This is a genomic window from Luteibacter sp. UNCMF366Tsu5.1, from assembly GCF_900119235.1.
Lineage (GTDB): Bacteria > Pseudomonadota > Gammaproteobacteria > Xanthomonadales > Rhodanobacteraceae > Luteibacter > Luteibacter flocculans.
In genome coordinates this window covers 248871-266113 of record NZ_FPIS01000002.1, presented here as the reverse complement: position 1 = coordinate 266113, position 17243 = coordinate 248871, and the positions used below count along the sequence as shown (strand labels likewise).

Below are 17243 nucleotides of genomic sequence, written 5' to 3'. Positions count from 1 at the left end.
CGGCGTGGAGACGGGTAGAGCTCAGGGAAGCGACTGCACGTCGTTCATGCTGCTTTCCGAAGACGACGGCAAATCCAGGTAATGGGCAGGCCGCTGCTCGCTGAATCGGTTGGGCAGGTTGATGTTGAGTCGCCCTGCGAGGTACTCGACCAGGGCTTCCAACGGAACGCCATACGGCGTGGACACGTGAGGCGACTCGAAGATGTCAGCTATGGCGGCGGCATAGCGCGGGTTGCCTGAGCCGAAGATGTAGATATCGCGGGCGGCGATGTCGTGCGGGAAATGTACCTCGGCGTAACTCGGATCGTAGGGGACGACATTGGCGTTGTCGGACACCGAGGCGACCTCGCGCCCTTCGGTCCAGACCGCGTATTCGTGGAACACCTGCCCCGGCTGCAGCGGCACGGCGTGATCCATGATCCGATGCATATAAGCCCGGTCGGCGGCCTGCATGGTTCTATTGCCACGCGTGGAAGGTGTGCTCAACATGGACGGAACACCGTTGAAGGTACCGAACACATCATCGTTGCCGGAGGCGCCGAACCCGCCCTCACTGAGCAGTTGCTCGGGCGTGCGGATGTCGTAGCGATACACGAGGGAGTGATCCGTGGACACCTGGTATCCCTGGCCGTTGATTCTCAGCGACTCCGCCCGAAAGTCGTCGAGGCGCGCACGCTGGGTCTCGATGTTCCGCCTCAGAACTTCGTTGACCTGGGATGATCGTTGCTGCGAGCTCCCTGGGACGACCTGGACGAGGTAGCCCGCGTCTGCCGGATTCGCTGCCGCAGGCGCCGCCAGATCGGTCGAGGGCGCGTCCTCATCGTAATTCGGCGGCAGCACGTCGGCTTGTGGCACTTCCGCGTCCGCTGCAGGCAACCGCGGCGATCCCACCGGGCTGAGTGGGTAACCGATACGACCGTTGATTCGCTCCATGGGCGCGAGCCCGAATTGTTCGAACTCCCTGGCCGGGATGAGATCATCCACCTGATAAGCGGGCCCGACGTCGGGTCGGGCGGCCACCCCGGGGGAGGTAGCTTTCAGCGAGGCGGTCGTAACGAAAGTCATTATTCCTTGCAACCCCGCCTTTCTCTCCGCAAACGTTCGGCCATGAATCGCGCTATCGATGCTCAACCCTAGATCGAGCATCATCGTAACGGGCACTACGAACCCATCCACACCCGGCACGAAGGTCAGCGGCGTGAGCAAGATTTCACCGCGCTTCAGCGTGGTACGCCACGCCTCCCACGAGGTACTGACGCTCATCTTCGCGTCGTGGCGCAGCCTGTTCTCGGTGCGCGCGCGCATGTCCTCGAACACATCGCCATTGATCAGAGCATTGCGGTTGTCGACGAGCTTGTCTTCCGCATGCAAATGACCGCTGGCAATGTTTTGCAAACTCGTGTGCACCCCCGACCAGAACAGACCGTCCTGCTGGTCGTAAAGCGAGAAGCGCGACATGAGGTCATCGAATGCCGCCGAATCCTTCGCCTGATCTGCCACCCAGCGTCGAAGTCCCGCCTCGTCGGCGAAGGTAACGAATCCCGGACTGCGCCCAGGGATGTAAAGCACTTCGCTGTTGTCGGAACTGACGAAGCGCAGCAGATTGGTCGACGTATAACCGTGAATATCGAACCGACGGGCCTGGACCGACCGAGGTTTCCCGCCGCGCAACTGCTGCATCGTGAGCGGACCTTGCAAAGGAGTGTTTGGCGCACCGCCCGCCATGACCCGTTCGAACTGTGCCTGGGTCAGCACACCGGAGGCACGCGCACGCCGAGCTTCCTCGACGAATCGATAGCGCGCCAGCGTCGCCCAGTTGGGGCCGACACGTTTCCAATACGTATCGAAGTCCTCATGCAGTTTCTTCACGTACGGAAGCTCGAATATCGTGAGCTTTACCCCAAGCTTGTCGAGTATCTGGGAGAGACGGAAGTCCGGCCGGCGGGCGAAGCCCGCATTGGCGCGGAATACGCCGAATGCGTCGTCGAGGAGGCGAAAGTCCTCGTAGGCGGTATCGACGACGTTCCCCTTGGCGAAAAGCGTGTTCCGGACGTAGCCAAGCCCCGCGCGGCTCCACAGGAATTTGCCGACATGGGAGAAGAAATCCATCGCACTGCGGCTATGCATTAGCTGGTCGTAAGCTTTGTAATGCGACGGGCTCGCCCCTCCGTTGAGCACGCCACCGAGCACATCGGAGGACGCCGCAAAAAAGCTGTGCCGCGAATGTTCGGGAAAGGCTTCCATCAGCGCATCGGTTAGCTTGACGATCTGGTCCGGTTTGCCTTCCTTGCGCGTCTTCGCCGAGGCGAAATGAGCGACCACGTAATCGTCGCCGTCAACGTTCAGGTGCGCCTTGATAAACGCTTTGGCCACCAGGCGGGGCTCGGGAACGGGCGCTTGCTGCGCCTCCTCGGTCATCGTCCAAAAGATACGTGCGTCGGCCTCGGTAGCGAACAGGGGCGCGAAAGTGGGTGCCGCTACCGGCTTGCGTCCGTCCTGCGTCAGCGTGTTTATCGTTGTGTCACCCGTCGCGTCGATGGCAGGCGTCGCGCGAACCGAGATCGCGCCGACCAGGGCCAGGGCCAGGCCAGCGGCAAGTCGCGTGAGGGGGAGTGAGTGGCGCATGGAAACGTTCCTTGTCATGAAGCCGGACGATCGGCAGTCCGGCGTGCCTGGAGACTTCGCAGCGCGTCAATCGCTGTCTGGAAGCCGGGCAACGATAGCAACGGCCTCGCGATCGGGCTGTCCTATGTCGGCGTGACGCGGACTCGGCCACGTCGTGCTGCCGTGAGCTACTTCGCCGATTCGATGCGTGGGTTTGCAGCGGCCGGACCTGCTGGCCGATTCGGCTCGATGGACGTGGTGCCAACGCCAGAAACACGCTCCGATTGAGGGCTTGCCGAATCCGCGTATCGACCGGGCGCTCCCATGGTCAGCCTTGACTGAAGTTCACCGCTGCTGCGCCGATACAGGTGCGGAGCGATAGATCACGCATGACCCGCACGCGCGATGACGAAGGCGCGGGCGGTCGACCAGGGGAGGCCACGATGGCCAGGCTCATTCCGTCACGATCCACCTGCCTGCCGCGCATGACGGCGGGAGAGAAACGCGTTTCCGAGCGCCTTGAACAGAAGCTCGATGACGACTACCTGCTCTGGTACGACGTGCCGATCGGCCTCAAGTACAGCAAGCCCGACTTCGTCGTGTTCCATCCGCGGCGAGGCCTGCTGGTCCTTGAAGTGAAGGATTGGAAGCTGGAAACGATTCACGAGTCCAGCAAGGACTCCTTCACGCTATTGACGGACCGCGGCCTGGTGCATCAACGCAACCCGGTCGCACAGGCTCGGCTCTATGCGCTAGAAATTGGCGTGGTTCTGGAACGCGACCCCATGCTTCGGCACCCACCAGAGTCGCCCTACGCCGGCAAGCTGGTCTGCCCATGGGCGTATGGCGTGGTACTCGCCAACATCACCCGCCAGCAGTTCGAGGATGCTGGGCTGGGGGCGATCATTCCGTCCGCTCTCGTGATCTGCCAGGACGAATTCACGCCTTCCGTCGATGCAGAAGCGCTTCAGAAGCGTCTATGGGACATGTTTCCCTGGCAGTTCAGGCATGCGCTCACCCTTCCGCAGATCGACCGCGTGCGCTGGCATCTCTTTCCCGAAGTGCGCGTCGCACCAGGCGAAGGCCAGTTCGGCTTGTTCGATGGATCGGCAAAGAACGCTATCCATGTTCCGGACATCATCAAGGTCATGGACATCCAGCAGGAACAACTGGCGCGCTCGCTCGGCAGCGGTCATCGCATCATTCATGGCGTGGCAGGCTCGGGCAAGACGATGATTCTCGGCTATCGCTGCGCGCATCTGGCGCAGGCACTGACGCGTCCCATTCTGGTGCTCTGCTTCAACAAGACGCTGGCAGCGCGGTTGGAACAGATTCTTGGCGAGCGCGACCTGTTAGACAAGGTGCAGGTCTACAACTTCCACGCGTGGTGCTACGCGCAGATGGAGGCCTACCACCTTGACAAGCCCAAGGGCAAAGGCATGTGGGAGCGCTTTCCACAGGTGGTGATGGACGGCGTGGAGAAGGGACTGGTGCCACGCGGTCAGTACGGCGCCATCCTGATCGATGAAGGTCACGATTTCGCGCCCGATTGGTATCGCCTCGTCGCTCAAATGGTCGATCCCGAGACTAATGCGCTACTGGTCCTCTACGACGACACCCAGAACATCTACGGCAAAGCGGAACGTAGACGTTTTTCCTGGAAGAGCGTCGGCATCGATGCCGTCGGACACACCACCATCCTGAAACTCAATTACCGCAACACTCTGGAAATCCTATCGGTCGCCAAGGCCTTCATCGAGGCGCAGTCCGACCCAACATCCGACAGCGATGATGGTCAGCCAACGATCGCACCGGAAAGCGCTGGCCGTCGCGGCCCCATACCCGAACTGCTGCGCGCCGACGACCGCGCAGGCGAAGCGGCCATCATCGTGGCGCGCATCCGCGAGGAACAAGCTCACGGTCGCTCCCTGTCCGATATGGCGATCGTGGTACGCCGCGATGCCGATGCGCTGTATTTCCATGAAGCGCTAACCCGTGCAGGCATCGACGCGCGCATCGCGCAAAAGAGCGGCAAGTCCAGACTCTTTCAGGGCGGCCCCACGGTGAAGGTCGTCAGCATGCACAGCAGCAAGGGACTGGAGTTCCCACTGGTCTTCATTCCGCGTGTCGGGCAGATGCCTAGCGAAGGCGAAGACGGCCAGCTTGAAGCACGACTACTTTATGTCGCCATGACACGTGCGACCGAGCATGTCATGGCGCTTTATGACGCGGAATCGCTGCATGTGTCGTTGCTGGATCGGGCTATTGGGGAGATTCGCGCGGCGGGGTGATCGCCATGTGGACTGACCATGCGCGATTGTTACGAACGGCGTTTTGACGGACAGAAAGGGGGCATGTCCCGGCGATGGTCGCCAGTCGATGGCTACACCGAATAACAACGTGAGTCGGTGAGACAACTGCGACTGAAAGTGCGCAGTGGAGAGCTTCTTCGGCCTCCTCGACGCGAGTGGATCGAAGCCAAGGCCTGCGCAAGCTGCGCCACCGAAACCGCTACGGTCGTTCCTGATCTCGAGTGATCGATAGGCAAATCCGGCAAGACAAAGCAACCGCGCGAGCGCGCGTTTTCTTTCCGACACGGTGCGACTGGCGCGGGAGCGGAGCCGCGGGGTTTAATGCGCCGACACCCGACCGTGGCTCTTCGCCGTGGTGTCCGACGCGGTGTAGCCGTGCCGCTGCCACTATCGGACCTAGGGGAATCCGTGACGCATGGAAAACGTAGCGCTCTATCTGCTTATCGCAGTGTTCGTCGTGTTCTCCCTCGCGAGGCTCCTTCGACGACCGCGACGCCCACAGAGCACCCATTACAACTGCGCGAAGTGCCGCAAGACGTTTCCGCACGACCGTCGCACGATTGGCGCGTGGCGAATGGGCAAGGAACGCTTCTACTGTGGCCCCTGCCATCGGGCATGGCTAGCTACTCAGCCTCGACGGCCTATGGAGGTTCGCGGGATAGCGCGGCAATCGCAGGGGTGTCTGGGGGTGGTGCTTTGGTTGCTGATTCCCGTGGGGCTCGTCATTGTCTGGGCAACGCGATAGCGGCTCGACGCTTTAGAACGTCGAGCTAGCGACTTATGGGGCTCAACTAGCGCCTTTGGACATCCCACCACGTGCGTAGGTTTAACCAAAACTCGCAACCGTCGCCTCAGCGGCCCCATGCGATCCCGCACAATCCGGATACCAATCTGCGACTAGTTAGTGCCTTGCCCCACTGCGTTGTGCAGGGGCCTGTAGCTGCCACACCCTTTGTTGACGTCAACGCCCCCAGTTTTCACATCCATCCCGACGGATCGCCCTGAACTTCCTACGCACACGACAACTGATTCGAAAGGACATTACATCATCGACTACGGCTGATTGATATCTTCAACGACGGGTGCGTCACCAAAAATTGAAATGGTGCCACCGGCCAGGTGAAAGAATGTCTGACCACGCTTTTTCGAGGGCGACCAGTCGGCAATGTTGCCAAACGACGCATGGCGCGCTTGGCGCGCAAGATCGACTGTGCTGCAAAAAGACGTGACGTTTGCAATTACCACGCGACCGAGCGTCCGCACCCGGCCGTCTTCGCTGGGATGGTAGGAAAGCGTGATGGTAACCGTGGTGCTCTCGGCCGACGTCATTTCAAGAGAATGAAAAACAGCGTCATGCAGATTCTTGGTCATAAGTTTCCACTTTCTACGGATTAACTGCGTTCAACAGCGCATATGCGGCAGCCCCGACAAGTATGACCGGGTACAGCCAGTCGGGAGGACCTGACTGTGCAAAGTGATGTTCAGGCTCGGTGGCATCTGCCCCGTTGAACCCATTTTTCAGCGCGCAGTCTTGTATGCGTCTAGGCGCGTCTTCCCTAGAGCCGCCGTGCGAAGACGCACCTTTTTCCTCACTTTCCATCGTCGTGGTGTGGCGCGCCTCGCTGATGAAATCGCGCATGGAAGCGATGGATATGTATTTGCAGACCGCGGCGATCGGACGCAGGCAGTGGCATCGTCGTGGCCGACAACAGCGCGCAGGCTAATCCTCAGCCGAGCCATCCCGTTCACTGAGCCGGTGCTCGTAATAAACGTCGATCGGGTCGTCGAGAATAGCTTCCTGATCCGCCAGGTGCTGCGGATCGGGATTCAACCAGCTATCGAGGTATTCCGGCTCGATGGCGATGACGCAACGGTCATGTCCTGCCGCCCGGACTTCCGGCGGTGGAGCCCGGCTTATGGCAGCGAAAGAGTAAAAGCCGGCTTCGTCGTCCGTGGGTTCGCTATACCGCCAAAGGCAAGCAAGGAACATGTCCTGCGTAGGCTCCGGGCTGAACTCCAGCTCGACCGACACCTCCCGCTCGCCGGGTGAGAGCGATCGGCGCTGAAGATCGTGAAGCTTCACCGATTCGAAGAAGCGACTCGCCACGACCACCGCATGGTTGTAACCCCATAGCTTCCGCCAAACGGTAGACAAGCTGTCGCGCCGAGCCATGTACGTACCGGGCTTCTCGCGTTCGTCCGTGGCCGTCCAACCGGGCAGCCGACAGCGATAGCGCATCGGACCACCCTCCTCTCGCCGGAGGCCGGATCGCGGATCAACACCGGGGCGTAATGACCGGGCCAGATGCGGTCGAAGCCGTCCTGAATGGACAGATCGCCAATCTCGGCGAGTTTGCGGCGGGCTTCGGCGATCTTGTTCGTGGCGACGCGCTTTTCGGTGGCGGCCTTCTTCGTAGGTTTTGGGCCTGCAAGCACGGCCTCGGCGCGAGTAAGCCGATCAGTCTGCTCGGCGATCAGGCATTCCTGCGCCAGCGCGGCGACACGATAGGCATTGATGGCCGCGCTTCTGGCTTCCTCATCTTCAGGCAGGGAAGACGCGAGGAAGGCATTGCGCATGGCCTTCGGAACGGCACTCATCCAGGTCCCGGCCTCCGCGGCCCAGCCTGCCAGTTTCGCGAAAGCAGGCATGTCGAGGGTGCCACCGAAGCGTTGGTAGGCGCGGAAGTCGGCTAGGATTTTGGCGGAGTAGCACATTGCGCTGACTGGATACGACTAGCATTAGATAATTAGGCGGCGATATGACAAACCGGTATGTCAAAAATCACCTTTGCTTTTTTTCGCTCTGCCGCGCTGCTTTTTATTGTTCTTTCGGACAAGTCGTGTGATCTCACTCTTTACGGACCTCAGAGCAGACGCGCTTTCGATGCTAATTTTCGGCATGGATAGACCGGCTCTAATCTTTTCATAGCAAGCTTCCCTGAAAGCTTTCTCGCGTACCAAATCCTGCAGTCGAGCCGAATCCACTAGCGCTACTTTCAGCCAGCTCAGAGCGGCAGGATCAATGCGCTCGATCGCTATCACTACGCAATTCCGGGCCCGCTCGGAATCCGATACTTCGATGGCCCGAGTAAGAAAGCGATTTGCTAGTGCCCAATATCCTGCCTCCAGCACATGAGAACCCTCTCCGAAAGCCCTATCGAGCTCCAAGCCGCAAATAGACGAAAGCACGGCGCGCTTTTGTAGGCTTGCGAAGCGCCACAGATGATCGGCCGGCCAGCTGACAGTTTCGCCGCCAGCGCTCCGGTCCAACTGAGAGCGGACGAGATCTCCCGAACGAGAAAGACCGGGATCAAGTCCTCGATCGCGCACAGCGTGGGCGAGCGAAACTTGCCAGGAATTATATCGCGCCGGCAGCCAATCCTCCGTGCGAAGACTTCTCAGTTCGTCGCAAGCCACCCTTAGGACTTCGCCTAAATCTGCATCAGCGCCACTTGTTCGAATAACCCTGTCAAGCCACCTCCACTTCTTGAAGTCGGACACGTGCGCCTTGATCGCAGCAAGAAGTGCAGGGTTGTCGCTACGAAGACTTATGAATTGATCGACTCCTTTATAGTCACCGATAGCGCTGCATAGATTGTCCACAGCATCTAACGAGCTCACATCAAGCTCTAACAAGTGAGAATTCAATGTAGCTCTAGGCTGGAAGTAAGCTGATGCAAGCGCACCAAGCCCCGGGGAAACACAGCTCCAGTTAAAGAGCCACCCTGCGAGGTTCCGCAACGTGATGCGCGCTTTTAATGCATTTAAAAGCTTTGGATTTGTCGACGGATCTTGAAAGAATGACGCAAGCCCAAGGATGCCGACTTGCGCCTTCATCGAATCTTCGCTCCCGACCTCGCACGACATTATAGCGATGAGTATCAAATCAGCCGCGGCGTCATAACCATCATCGCTCAAACAAGGAGCGATCAACTTCGCAAAAGATTCGGTAATTTCGTTATCGAAGCTACGCGGAAAGGATGCGCCCTCGCTCAGCAGACGGAAGAATGCCTCCGTGATTCGAAGCGAATACCTCGGTGTAACGCTGTCACTTTGCTCGCCTAGCGTCTCCATCGCACGTACAACGGTTGTTAGGACGTCTCCGCCTCGAAGCCTTAGCCAGTTTAAGCATGCTGTATCGACGGAACTGAAATCCCCGGAGACAATCTCTTTCGCTATATATTGAGTCGCGCCCAACTCACCGTTCACTGGATTGAGTTTCCGGACCAAACCTTCGCTTACCGAATCGCCGAGATCATGCAACAGTCTGGCGAAGCCCGCATCGACCGCTGGCACGCTAATATCGGACTCCGAGATTTCTAGACGCGCCCCAAGCTCAGCTACGTTCAGAAGTCCGTTCAGCGTTTGCGTGAGATATTCCTTCCGCCCCTCCTTTTCTAAGGAGGCGAGCTCGTCCGAAGAGTAGGACCTGAAAGTTTCTAGTTTCGTCTGCACTTCAGAGACCAGTTGCTCGTAATGCCGTGAGCTCTTCAGGCAATCGAGGAGCCCAACAATCCATGAGCTAAACAAAATGCTGGTTTCAAGTTGTCGAACACAGGCTCTAGCCTCGCTCACAAGTAGAGATTCAATCGCTTCAACCGCAGGACTTTTCTCTGCGTCTTTTCTCCCATCGATCAACTGATTCGCGCTCGCCACTGTGCAGATCGCCGCCACGCACTTGCTCAATGCGTCATTACGAAGCTGCGGCACTAGTTCAGCGAGGACCCCCAAAAGCACGTGAGCAAAGCTTTCATGTTGCTTTAGATTTCTCGCAAGCTCTTGAACGCCAGCATTAAGAACCAGGCTTGTCGCCAAGGGCCTTTGAAGAAGATCCAACGCGTCTGCGCTATCGCCCGTATTGAAATATATACAGGCGTACGCTGCCTTAAGATCAATATTCAGCAGTCTCTGGACCGATGCTCGTGGAAGCCTCCCTTCAATCAGTAGCGGTAAATGCGTATCAACTTGCTCAGCGAGGTAGGCCGCGCCAACGTCGAGCGCAAACTCATCTTTCCACTGTTCCGCGAATACCACCAGCTGATTGACGAAAAGAACGAGCTCTCGCGGCGTTGGAAATTTCGCTATGTCACTAGCGGCCAGAAATACGTTAACTACTCGCTCTCGCTCTTCCACGGACATTGCTGGAATGGCTGCCGCAAGGCGACTTCCGAGATACGGCCTCCAATTCTTGAGGATCGGAGGCGGCAATTTGAAGCGGGCCTGAAAGATCTTATCCAGGAACGGTGCATTAAAATGGGGACCAAGGGCTTCTGATCCCGCTGAGTCTGGCGGAGCTGCTATTGGAACTATGATCCAAAGGCGAGCATGCCAAGATTCAGCAGCAAACTGAGACATGTCTACAAAAGACTGAAGGAGCGACCACACATTCTCGACTAGCTCGACATTCATGCGATCGAGGTTGTCGATCACGAGGACGAGCTTCCGAGTGGCGTCGGCACCTAGCGCAGAATTAACGATCTCGTTGAAGAAATGCTGAAATTCGATCGTTGTCTGATCCCCACTCTCAGTTACAGAAATTTTTTCTATGGTGCTCTGCTTATTTAAGAGAATGGCCAGATAATTTGGCCGGGGCTCACCTACAAATTTGCAATAAGCTACATTCCCCAGGCACAAGATGAGGGGGAAAACGGAAAGAGTGAGCCCGAGCCAGAAGAGTGCACAGGGCCAAGGTTCGATATATATCGAGCGAGCGTTGAAGATTGCCTCAAGGCTCTTCCCGAGACAAATCAGCGCTCCGGGGAGCAATAGAAGCGATGTGGCTAGCCACAATCCGAATGCCGTCAACTTCGGAGACGTAATCTTCTCCGAATCGCGCCTCTTCCCGGCAAGGGTATCTAAGTTTGCCTTCCATCTCCTATCGTCGGGCAACCACTTTAAGTTGGTGAGGTGGTCGATCAGTGATGCGAGAAATGCCCTGCGCAGAGGGTCTCCTGCGTGCGCCCACGCATCGTACTGATGGACGGCCGTGTTCCTTGCCTTACACTTCGAGACAAGGAGTCTTATTACTGTTGACTTTCCTGCGCCCCACTTCCCTTCAAGCGCGATTGTCTTCCCGCCCGAACTGTTCGCAATAAGCCGATCAATACTCGCAGCAACTCGCTCATGCGCCCCAAGTTCATCGATGTCACTAGGGGCATCGGATTGGATAGCCGCATTCACAACAACGACCTCCACCTTCGAATCAGATCCATTGATGCCGATGCCAGTGGCCCGCATGTAGCCTCTATTCGCCGTGTAGGGCTGGAACTAACTCACCCGCACTTCGAATACCCACAATTCAAACAAGTCTGGCAGCCATCCATCAGCACCAGTGCCTGCGTATTGCACTTGGCGCAGAGCGTGGCGCCGGCGGGGAAGCCGGAGGCGTTGGTGTGTGAGTCAGTCGGGGCCGTTTCGGCAGGAGCGGCGGCAGCGGGCTTGGCGCTGGCCTTCTCGTAAGCGGCACGCTTTTCCGCGATGAGCTGGCGGGTGGCCTCGCTCATTTCGGGGTCGTGGATCAGGCCGATCGACTTCATGTGCTGTTCGATCACGCCGCCGATCTCGGCGACGATGCTGGGCATGTAGACGCCGCCCGCCTTGAAGTAGCCGCCGCGCGGATCGAACACGGCCTTGAGCTCTTCGACGATGAAGGTCACGTCGCCACCCTTGCGGAAGACGGCGGAGAGAATACGGGTGAGCGCCACGATCCACTGGAAGTGGTCCATGTTCTTCGAGTTGATGAAGAGCTCGAAGGGGCGGCGCTGCTCATGCGGGGTGCCGGCATTCAGCACGATGTCGTTGATCGTGACGTACAGCGCGTGCTCGAAGAGCGGCGACTTGATCTTGTACGTATTGCCGACGAGGGTTTCCGGACGCTCGAGGCTCTCGTGCATCTGGATGACTTCAGCCACCGGCGCGGTGTCTTTCACCGGCGCAGGGGCGGGGGCCGGGGCGGCCTTGTCCTCGGGCTTGACGACGTTATAGCCCTTGATCTTCTTTTCGATCTTGATCGCCATGACTCTCTACTCTTGCTGATCGGTGGCGGCGCGCCCGGAGGGATATCCGGCCCGGCGCGCACGCCGGGCCGGATGGGTACTACTTACTTGCGGCGGCCACGGCCGGCGCTCTTGCGCGCCGACGTGCGGCCGGTCTTACTGGCAGTGGACCTCTTTACCGCCTTGGCGGCGGTTTTCTTACCGACGGCCTTGCGAGCCGTCGTCTTGCCGGCGGCCTTGCGGACCGTCTTCTTCGTTGCACTGCGGCCCGCGCTCTTGCGGGCTGCCGACTTCGCGGCGCCGCGACCGACGGCCTTCTTCGCCGCCTTACGGGCCGGCGTGGCCTTCTTCGCAACGCGGCCAGCGGCCTTGCGTGCGGAGGTCTTCTTGGCCGCGCCCTTGCGAGCGACCGTCTTGCCGGCGGCCTTGCGGCCGGCCGACTTCTTCACAGCAGCCTTGCGGGCAACCTTCTTCGCGGCGACCTTGCGAGCCGGCGCCTTCTTGGCGCTGGCCTTCTTGGCGACCGACTTCTTCGTCGCCTTCTTGGCGGCGACCTTCTTCGCTGCCACCTTCTTGGCGGCTGCCTTCTTCACCGCCGCCTTCTTGGCCGGGGCTTTCTTGGCTGCTGCCTTCTTCACGGCGGACTTCTTCGCCGCGGCCTTCTTCACAGCCGTTTTCTTCGCAGCCGCCTTCTTGGCCGGTGCCTTCTTCGTTGCCGCCTTCTTGGCGGTGGCCTTCTTGGCCGGCGCACGCTTGGCAGCCTTCTTCGCCGACGGCGCGGCCGCAGCGGCCGTGGTCTCGGTCGACTCGGCAGAACCGCTGCTCTGCGCGGCGGCCTTGCGCGGTGCCTTGGCACGCACCGGAGCGACAGCGGGTTCACTGGTCGCGCCGTTCACTTCGGTGTCGCTGGTCAGCGCGGGCGTCTCATCGATCACCTTGCGGGCGACCGGCTTGCGCTTCACGACCTTCTTCGCGACGACCGGTGCCGGCGACTCGACCGGGGCGGTGTCGCCTTCCGTCGTCGCCGAATGATCGGTGTCGTTGGTATCGTCCAAGGGCAGTTCGCCCTCGACGGTCTGATTTTCGATCGACATACGTGTTCCCTCTCCGCGGGGTCAGAACTTGCCGTAATAGCCTTCCTTCAAGGCATCGAAGAGGTTCGCGGCGGTGTGCATTTCACCGTCGTACTCGACCTCGTCGTTACCCTTCAGTTCGACAACGCTACCGTCTTCCAATTCGAAGCGATAGAGGGTGTTCTCGAGATCGGTTTCCTTGACCAGCACACCCTGGAACGCGGCCGGGTTGAAACGGAAGGTGGTGCAACCCTTCAGACCCTGTTTGTACGCGTAGAAATAGATGTCCTTGAAGTCTTCGTACGGATAGTCCGTCGGGACGTTCGCGGTCTTGGAGATGGAGGAGTCGATCCACTTCTGCGAAGCGGCCTGGATGTCGACGTGCTCTTTCGGGCTGATGTCGTCGGCAGAAACGAAGTAATCCGGCAGGCGGGTCTTCGGGTCCTCGGAGAACGGCATGGCATCGCCGTTGATGAGGGCGCGGTAGGCCAGCAGCTCGTAGCTGAAAACCTCGACCTTTTCCTTGGACTTCTTGCCTTCGCGGATCACATTGCGCGAGTAGTGGTGAGCAAAGCTGGGCTCGATGCCGTTGGAGGCATTGTTGGCCAGGCTCAGCGAAATGGTGCCGGTGGGCGCGATCGACGAATGATGGGTGAAGCGCGCACCGGTCTGTGCCAGCGCGTCGACCAGCTCGGGCGCCACCTCGGCCACGCGCTGCATGTAGCGCGAGTACTTGGCGTGCAGCACGCTGCCCTTGATCGTCTGACCGACCTTCCAGCCGTCCTTCGCCATTTCCGGGCGCTTGCGCAGCATGTCGCCGGTCACGGTGTATTCGCGGGCGAGCACGGGAGCCGGACCCTTTTCCTTGGCGAGTTCGAGGGCCACTTCCCAGCCAGCCACCGCCATTTCGCGCGACACCTCTTCGGTGAAGGCGACGGCTTCGGCAGCGCCGTAGCGCATCTTGAGCATGGTGAGCGTGGAGCCCAGACCGAGGAAGCCCATGCCGTGGCGACGCTTGGAGAGGATCTCCTCACGCTGCTGCGGCAACGGCAGGCCGTTGATTTCCACCACGTTGTCGAGCATGCGGGTGAACACGCGAACCACTTCGCGGTATTCGTCCCAGTCGAAACGGGCCTTCGGACCGAACGGGTCGCGCACGAAGGTGGTGAGGTTCACCGAGCCCAGCAGGCAGGAGCCGTACGGCGGCAGCGGCTGCTCGCCGCAGGGGTTGGTGGCGCGGATGTGCTCGCACCACCAGTTGTTGTTCATCTCGTTGACGCGATCGATGAGGATGAAACCGGGCTCGGCGTAGTCGTACGTCGAGACCATGATCATGTCCCACAGGTGCCGGGCACGGATGTGGCCGTAGATCTTGCAGGCCACCAGACCGTCGTCGCGGGTGACATAGTTTTCGGTGGTGGGCCACTCGCGCCACACGACCTTGGTCGGGTCGGTGAGGTCGATCTCGCCCTGTTCCTTCACATGCACGGGGAACACGGTCGGCCATTCCTGATCATGCTCCACGGCATCCATGAAGCCGTCGGTGATCAACAGCGAGAGGTTGAACTGGCGCAGGCGGCCATCCTCGCGCTTGGCGCGGATGAATTCCTTGGCGTCCGGATGAGCGATGTCGAACGTGCCCATCTGCGCACCGCGACGGCCACCGGCCGACGAGACGGTGAAGCACATCTTGTCGTAGATATCCATGAACGACAGCGGGCCCGAGGTGTGGGCACCGGCACCGGACACGTAGGCGCCGCGCGGGCGCAGCGTGGAGAACTCGTAGCCGATGCCGCAGCCGGCCTTCAGCGTGAGACCCGCCTCGTGCACCTTCTCGAGGATGTCGTCCATCGAGTCGTGGATGGTGCCCGACACGGTGCAATTGATGGTCGAGGTGGCGGGCTTGTGCTCCAGCGCGCCAGCGTTGGAGGTGATGCGGCCAGCGGGGATCGCACCGCGGCGCAGCGCCCAGAGGAATCGCTCGAACCAGTGGTGGCGCAGTTCCTCGGTGGCTTCCACGTCGGAGAGCGCGCGGGCCACGCGCTTGTAGGTCTCGTCCACCGAGCCGTCGACGGGGTCGCCGGACTTGGCCTTCAGACGATACTTCTTGTCCCAGATGTCATACGAGGCGGGCTGAAGCGGAATCGCCGCGGTCTCAAGCCCCATGGCTTGCGCACGTGCAGTGCTCATGAATGTGTCGTCCTCGATTCTCGACCTTGAGAGGCCGTTCTTATTGGCATGCGTCGGCGCAACCCGTCGACGCCTCCCCCCGGAGTCTTCGTCGACCATCCCTAGCGGTTCCACCGTCGGCCCGAAAAGCCTTTGCCGACGCTGGTTTGAAGCTTGTACCTGACGATCCGCAGCACCAGCACTTGGTAAATAGCGAACGACGAAACACAAGATGTTGTGGTTGCGGCCGGTGTGAACCATAAACCCGGCGGGGGTCGATGTAAAGTGTCGCGAACGGGCGTCGCAAGGATTGAAACCCGCGGGCCCGTGCCGTGGTCGAAGCGCCGATCGCGTGTCCCGAGCAACACCAGACAAGGAGCTTTTCAATGCCCGCCAGCAGTTACCGGCGAACCACTTTGCTGACCTTCGGCCTTGCCCTCGCCATGGGCCTGGCGTCCCCCGCCTTCGCTGCGATCCCCCCGGCCATCGACGGCCAGCCGACGCCTTCCCTGGCGCCGATGCTGGCGAAGGTCACGCCCGCGGTGGTCAACATTTCGACGAAGACGCGGGTGCGCGCCCGCGATCCCTACTTCGACGATCCCTTGTTTCGCCAGCTGTTCGGCGACCGCGGCGTCCAGCGCGAGCGCGTGGAGCAGAGCCTCGGCTCGGGTGTGGTGATCGACGCGGCCAAGGGCTACGTGCTGACCAACCATCACGTGGTGGGCGGCGCGGACGACATCACCGTGACCCTGCAGGACGGTCGCGACTTCAAGGCGAAGCTGGTCGGCAGCGATCCCGACACCGACGTGGCCGTGTTGCAGATTCCCGCCGAGCGCCTGCAGGCGCTGCCCATCGCGGATTCCTCGCAGTTGCGCGTGGGCGATTTCGTCGTGGCGGTGGGCGATCCCTTCGGCCTGGGCCAGACCGCCACGTCCGGCATGGTTTCCGCGCTGGGCCGTTCGGGCCTGGGCAAGGGCTACCAGAACTTCATCCAGACCGACGCGTCGATCAACCCCGGCAACTCCGGCGGCGCGCTGGTGAACCTGCGCGGCGAGCTGGTCGGCATCAACTCGATGATCTTCACGCCGTCGGGCGGCAACGTGGGCATCGGCTTCGCCATCCCGACCGACCTCGCCACCAGCGTGATGAAGCAGTTGCTGGCCTACGGCAAGGTCCGCCGCGGCAACCTCGGGGTGGAGGTGCAGGACATCACGCCGCGCATCGCGCAGGCATTGAACCTGAAGGACACCAACGGCGCGGTGGTCACGCGCGTGGACGACGGATCACCAGCCGATGGCGCTGGCTTGCAGACCGGCGACGTCGTGACGGCCGTGAACGGCAAGCCCGTGCGCGCGGCGCAGGACCTGCGCAACGCCGAAGGCCTGCTGCCTCTGGGCGCGAAGGCTACGCTCTCGGTGCGCCGGGGCGGCGCGACGCGCGACGTCGAGGCCACCGTGGAAGCACCGAAGATCGCCACCCTCGATGGCGCGAAGGTGGACCGTCGCCTGGCAGGCGTCACGCTCAACGACCTCACCCCCGAACAGAAGGCGCAAGGGCTGTACGGCGTGGCCTTGAGCGGCGTCCGGCGAGGGTCGGCGGCCGCTGCGGCCGGCCTGCAGGACGGCGACATCGTCATCGGCATCGCGCAGAAGCGCATCGCGGGTGTGAAGAGCCTGCCCACCACCGGCTCGCTGGGCGGGCGGCAATTGCTGCTCACGGTAGTGCGAGACGACGCCGTGTATTACGTGGTGCTGTGAATGGTGGGAGCCAGCCTGCTGGCGATGGGAGCTTGCCTTGCCGCTTCATTGCTTCGTTGGCTTATCGCCAGCAGGCTGGCTCCCACCAGCAAGTGGTCCTCACCGGCAAGCGGTCCTCATCGGCAAGTAGTACTTGGCAAGTCGTACCCACCGGCAAGTTTCCCTCGCCGCCATGGCGGCTCCCACGACGGCGAAGGATGGCGGCTCCCACAACGGCTAAAAGCCCGAGTCAAATGTGAAAAGCATCCCCTACAGGTTACGTTCCGTTTTCTGACGGCAGGATGCTGCAAGATGTCAATGCTGCGCCCGGGCCTGGGATGGCCCACAATTGCG

General features: G+C 60.6%; 11 protein-coding genes. 2 read left to right on the top strand and 9 right to left on the bottom strand.

All coding sequences use genetic code 11. The features are described 5' to 3' along the window. Window positions 1–21 precede the first annotated feature (21 nt). On the bottom strand, window positions 22–2625 hold the full coding sequence (locus BT115_RS10430) for a dermonecrotic toxin domain-containing protein (protein WP_072322550.1): 2604 nt from the start codon (window positions 2623–2625) through the stop codon (window positions 22–24). 368 nt (window positions 2626–2993) lie between these two features. Here BT115_RS10430 and BT115_RS10425 point away from each other — a divergent pair, with 368 nt between their 5' ends. Continuing rightward, on the top strand, window positions 2994–4895 hold the full coding sequence (locus BT115_RS10425) for a 3'-5' exonuclease (RefSeq protein WP_343124052.1): 1902 nt from the start codon (window positions 2994–2996) through the stop codon (window positions 4893–4895). 1074 nt (window positions 4896–5969) lie between these two features. Here BT115_RS10425 and BT115_RS10420 read toward each other — a convergent pair. The 8 genes from BT115_RS10420 to BT115_RS10395 form a co-directional block, all read right to left on the bottom strand. Continuing rightward, window positions 5970–6287, bottom strand: coding sequence for a hypothetical protein (locus tag BT115_RS10420; protein ID WP_072322549.1), 318 nt, complete (start codon window positions 6285–6287; stop codon window positions 5970–5972). 13 nt (window positions 6288–6300) lie between these two features. After that, window positions 6301–6555 (bottom strand): hypothetical protein, encoded by a 255-nt coding sequence (locus BT115_RS18435; protein WP_143144529.1) that lies wholly within the window; start codon window positions 6553–6555, stop codon window positions 6301–6303. A gap of 81 nt (window positions 6556–6636) precedes the next feature. Next, entirely contained in the window at window positions 6637–7089 is a 453-nt protein-coding gene (locus tag BT115_RS18945; protein WP_255369404.1) for an SOS response-associated peptidase family protein, read from the bottom strand. Continuing rightward, a complete protein-coding gene (locus BT115_RS18940) occupies window positions 6996–7631 on the bottom strand; it encodes a hypothetical protein (protein ID WP_255369439.1) in 636 nt (211 codons plus the stop codon). The genes BT115_RS18945 and BT115_RS18940 overlap by 94 nt, the downstream gene beginning before the upstream one ends. Before the next feature lie 60 nt (window positions 7632–7691). Then, a complete protein-coding gene (locus BT115_RS10410; protein ID WP_072322548.1) occupies window positions 7692–11153 on the bottom strand; it encodes a P-loop NTPase fold protein in 3462 nt (1153 codons plus the stop codon). Between the two features lie 35 nt (window positions 11154–11188). Then, window positions 11189–11932, bottom strand: a complete 744-nt coding sequence (locus tag BT115_RS10405; protein ID WP_072322547.1) for a TSCPD domain-containing protein — start codon at window positions 11930–11932, stop codon at window positions 11189–11191. A gap of 83 nt (window positions 11933–12015) precedes the next feature. Further along, window positions 12016–13005 (bottom strand): histone, encoded by a 990-nt coding sequence (locus BT115_RS19060; protein WP_218184759.1) that lies wholly within the window; start codon window positions 13003–13005, stop codon window positions 12016–12018. 21 nt (window positions 13006–13026) lie between these two features. Continuing rightward, window positions 13027–15174 (bottom strand): adenosylcobalamin-dependent ribonucleoside-diphosphate reductase, encoded by a 2148-nt coding sequence (locus BT115_RS10395; protein ID WP_072322546.1) that lies wholly within the window; start codon window positions 15172–15174, stop codon window positions 13027–13029. Between the two features lie 422 nt (window positions 15175–15596). Here BT115_RS10395 and BT115_RS10390 point away from each other — a divergent pair, with 422 nt between their 5' ends. Next, window positions 15597–16910: a Do family serine endopeptidase gene (locus tag BT115_RS10390; protein WP_255369427.1), complete on the top strand. Its 1314-nt coding sequence runs from the start codon at window positions 15597–15599 to the stop codon at window positions 16908–16910. Window positions 16911–17243: the final 333 nt, after the last annotated feature.

Bases quoted from the DNA above. Each gene is read 5' to 3' on its own strand.
- BT115_RS10430 (WP_072322550.1), bottom strand. From the start codon at position 2,625: ATGCGCCACTCACTCCCCCTCACGCGACTTGCCGCTGGCCTGGCCCTG.
- BT115_RS10425 (WP_343124052.1), top strand. From the start codon at position 2,994: ATGACCCGCACGCGCGATGACGAAGGCGCGGGCGGTCGACCAGGGGAG.
- BT115_RS10420 (WP_072322549.1), bottom strand. From the start codon at position 6,287: ATGACCAAGAATCTGCATGACGCTGTTTTTCATTCTCTTGAAATGACG.
- BT115_RS18435 (WP_143144529.1), bottom strand. From the start codon at position 6,555: ATGCGCGATTTCATCAGCGAGGCGCGCCACACCACGACGATGGAAAGT.
- BT115_RS18945 (WP_255369404.1), bottom strand. From the start codon at position 7,089: ATGGCTCGGCGCGACAGCTTGTCTACCGTTTGGCGGAAGCTATGGGGT.
- BT115_RS18940 (WP_255369439.1), bottom strand. From the start codon at position 7,631: ATGTGCTACTCCGCCAAAATCCTAGCCGACTTCCGCGCCTACCAACGC.
- BT115_RS10410 (WP_072322548.1), bottom strand. From the start codon at position 11,153: ATGCGGGCCACTGGCATCGGCATCAATGGATCTGATTCGAAGGTGGAG.
- BT115_RS10405 (WP_072322547.1), bottom strand. From the start codon at position 11,932: ATGGCGATCAAGATCGAAAAGAAGATCAAGGGCTATAACGTCGTCAAG.
- BT115_RS19060 (WP_218184759.1), bottom strand. From the start codon at position 13,005: ATGTCGATCGAAAATCAGACCGTCGAGGGCGAACTGCCCTTGGACGAT.
- BT115_RS10395 (WP_072322546.1), bottom strand. From the start codon at position 15,174: ATGAGCACTGCACGTGCGCAAGCCATGGGGCTTGAGACCGCGGCGATT.
- BT115_RS10390 (WP_255369427.1), top strand. From the start codon at position 15,597: ATGGGCCTGGCGTCCCCCGCCTTCGCTGCGATCCCCCCGGCCATCGAC.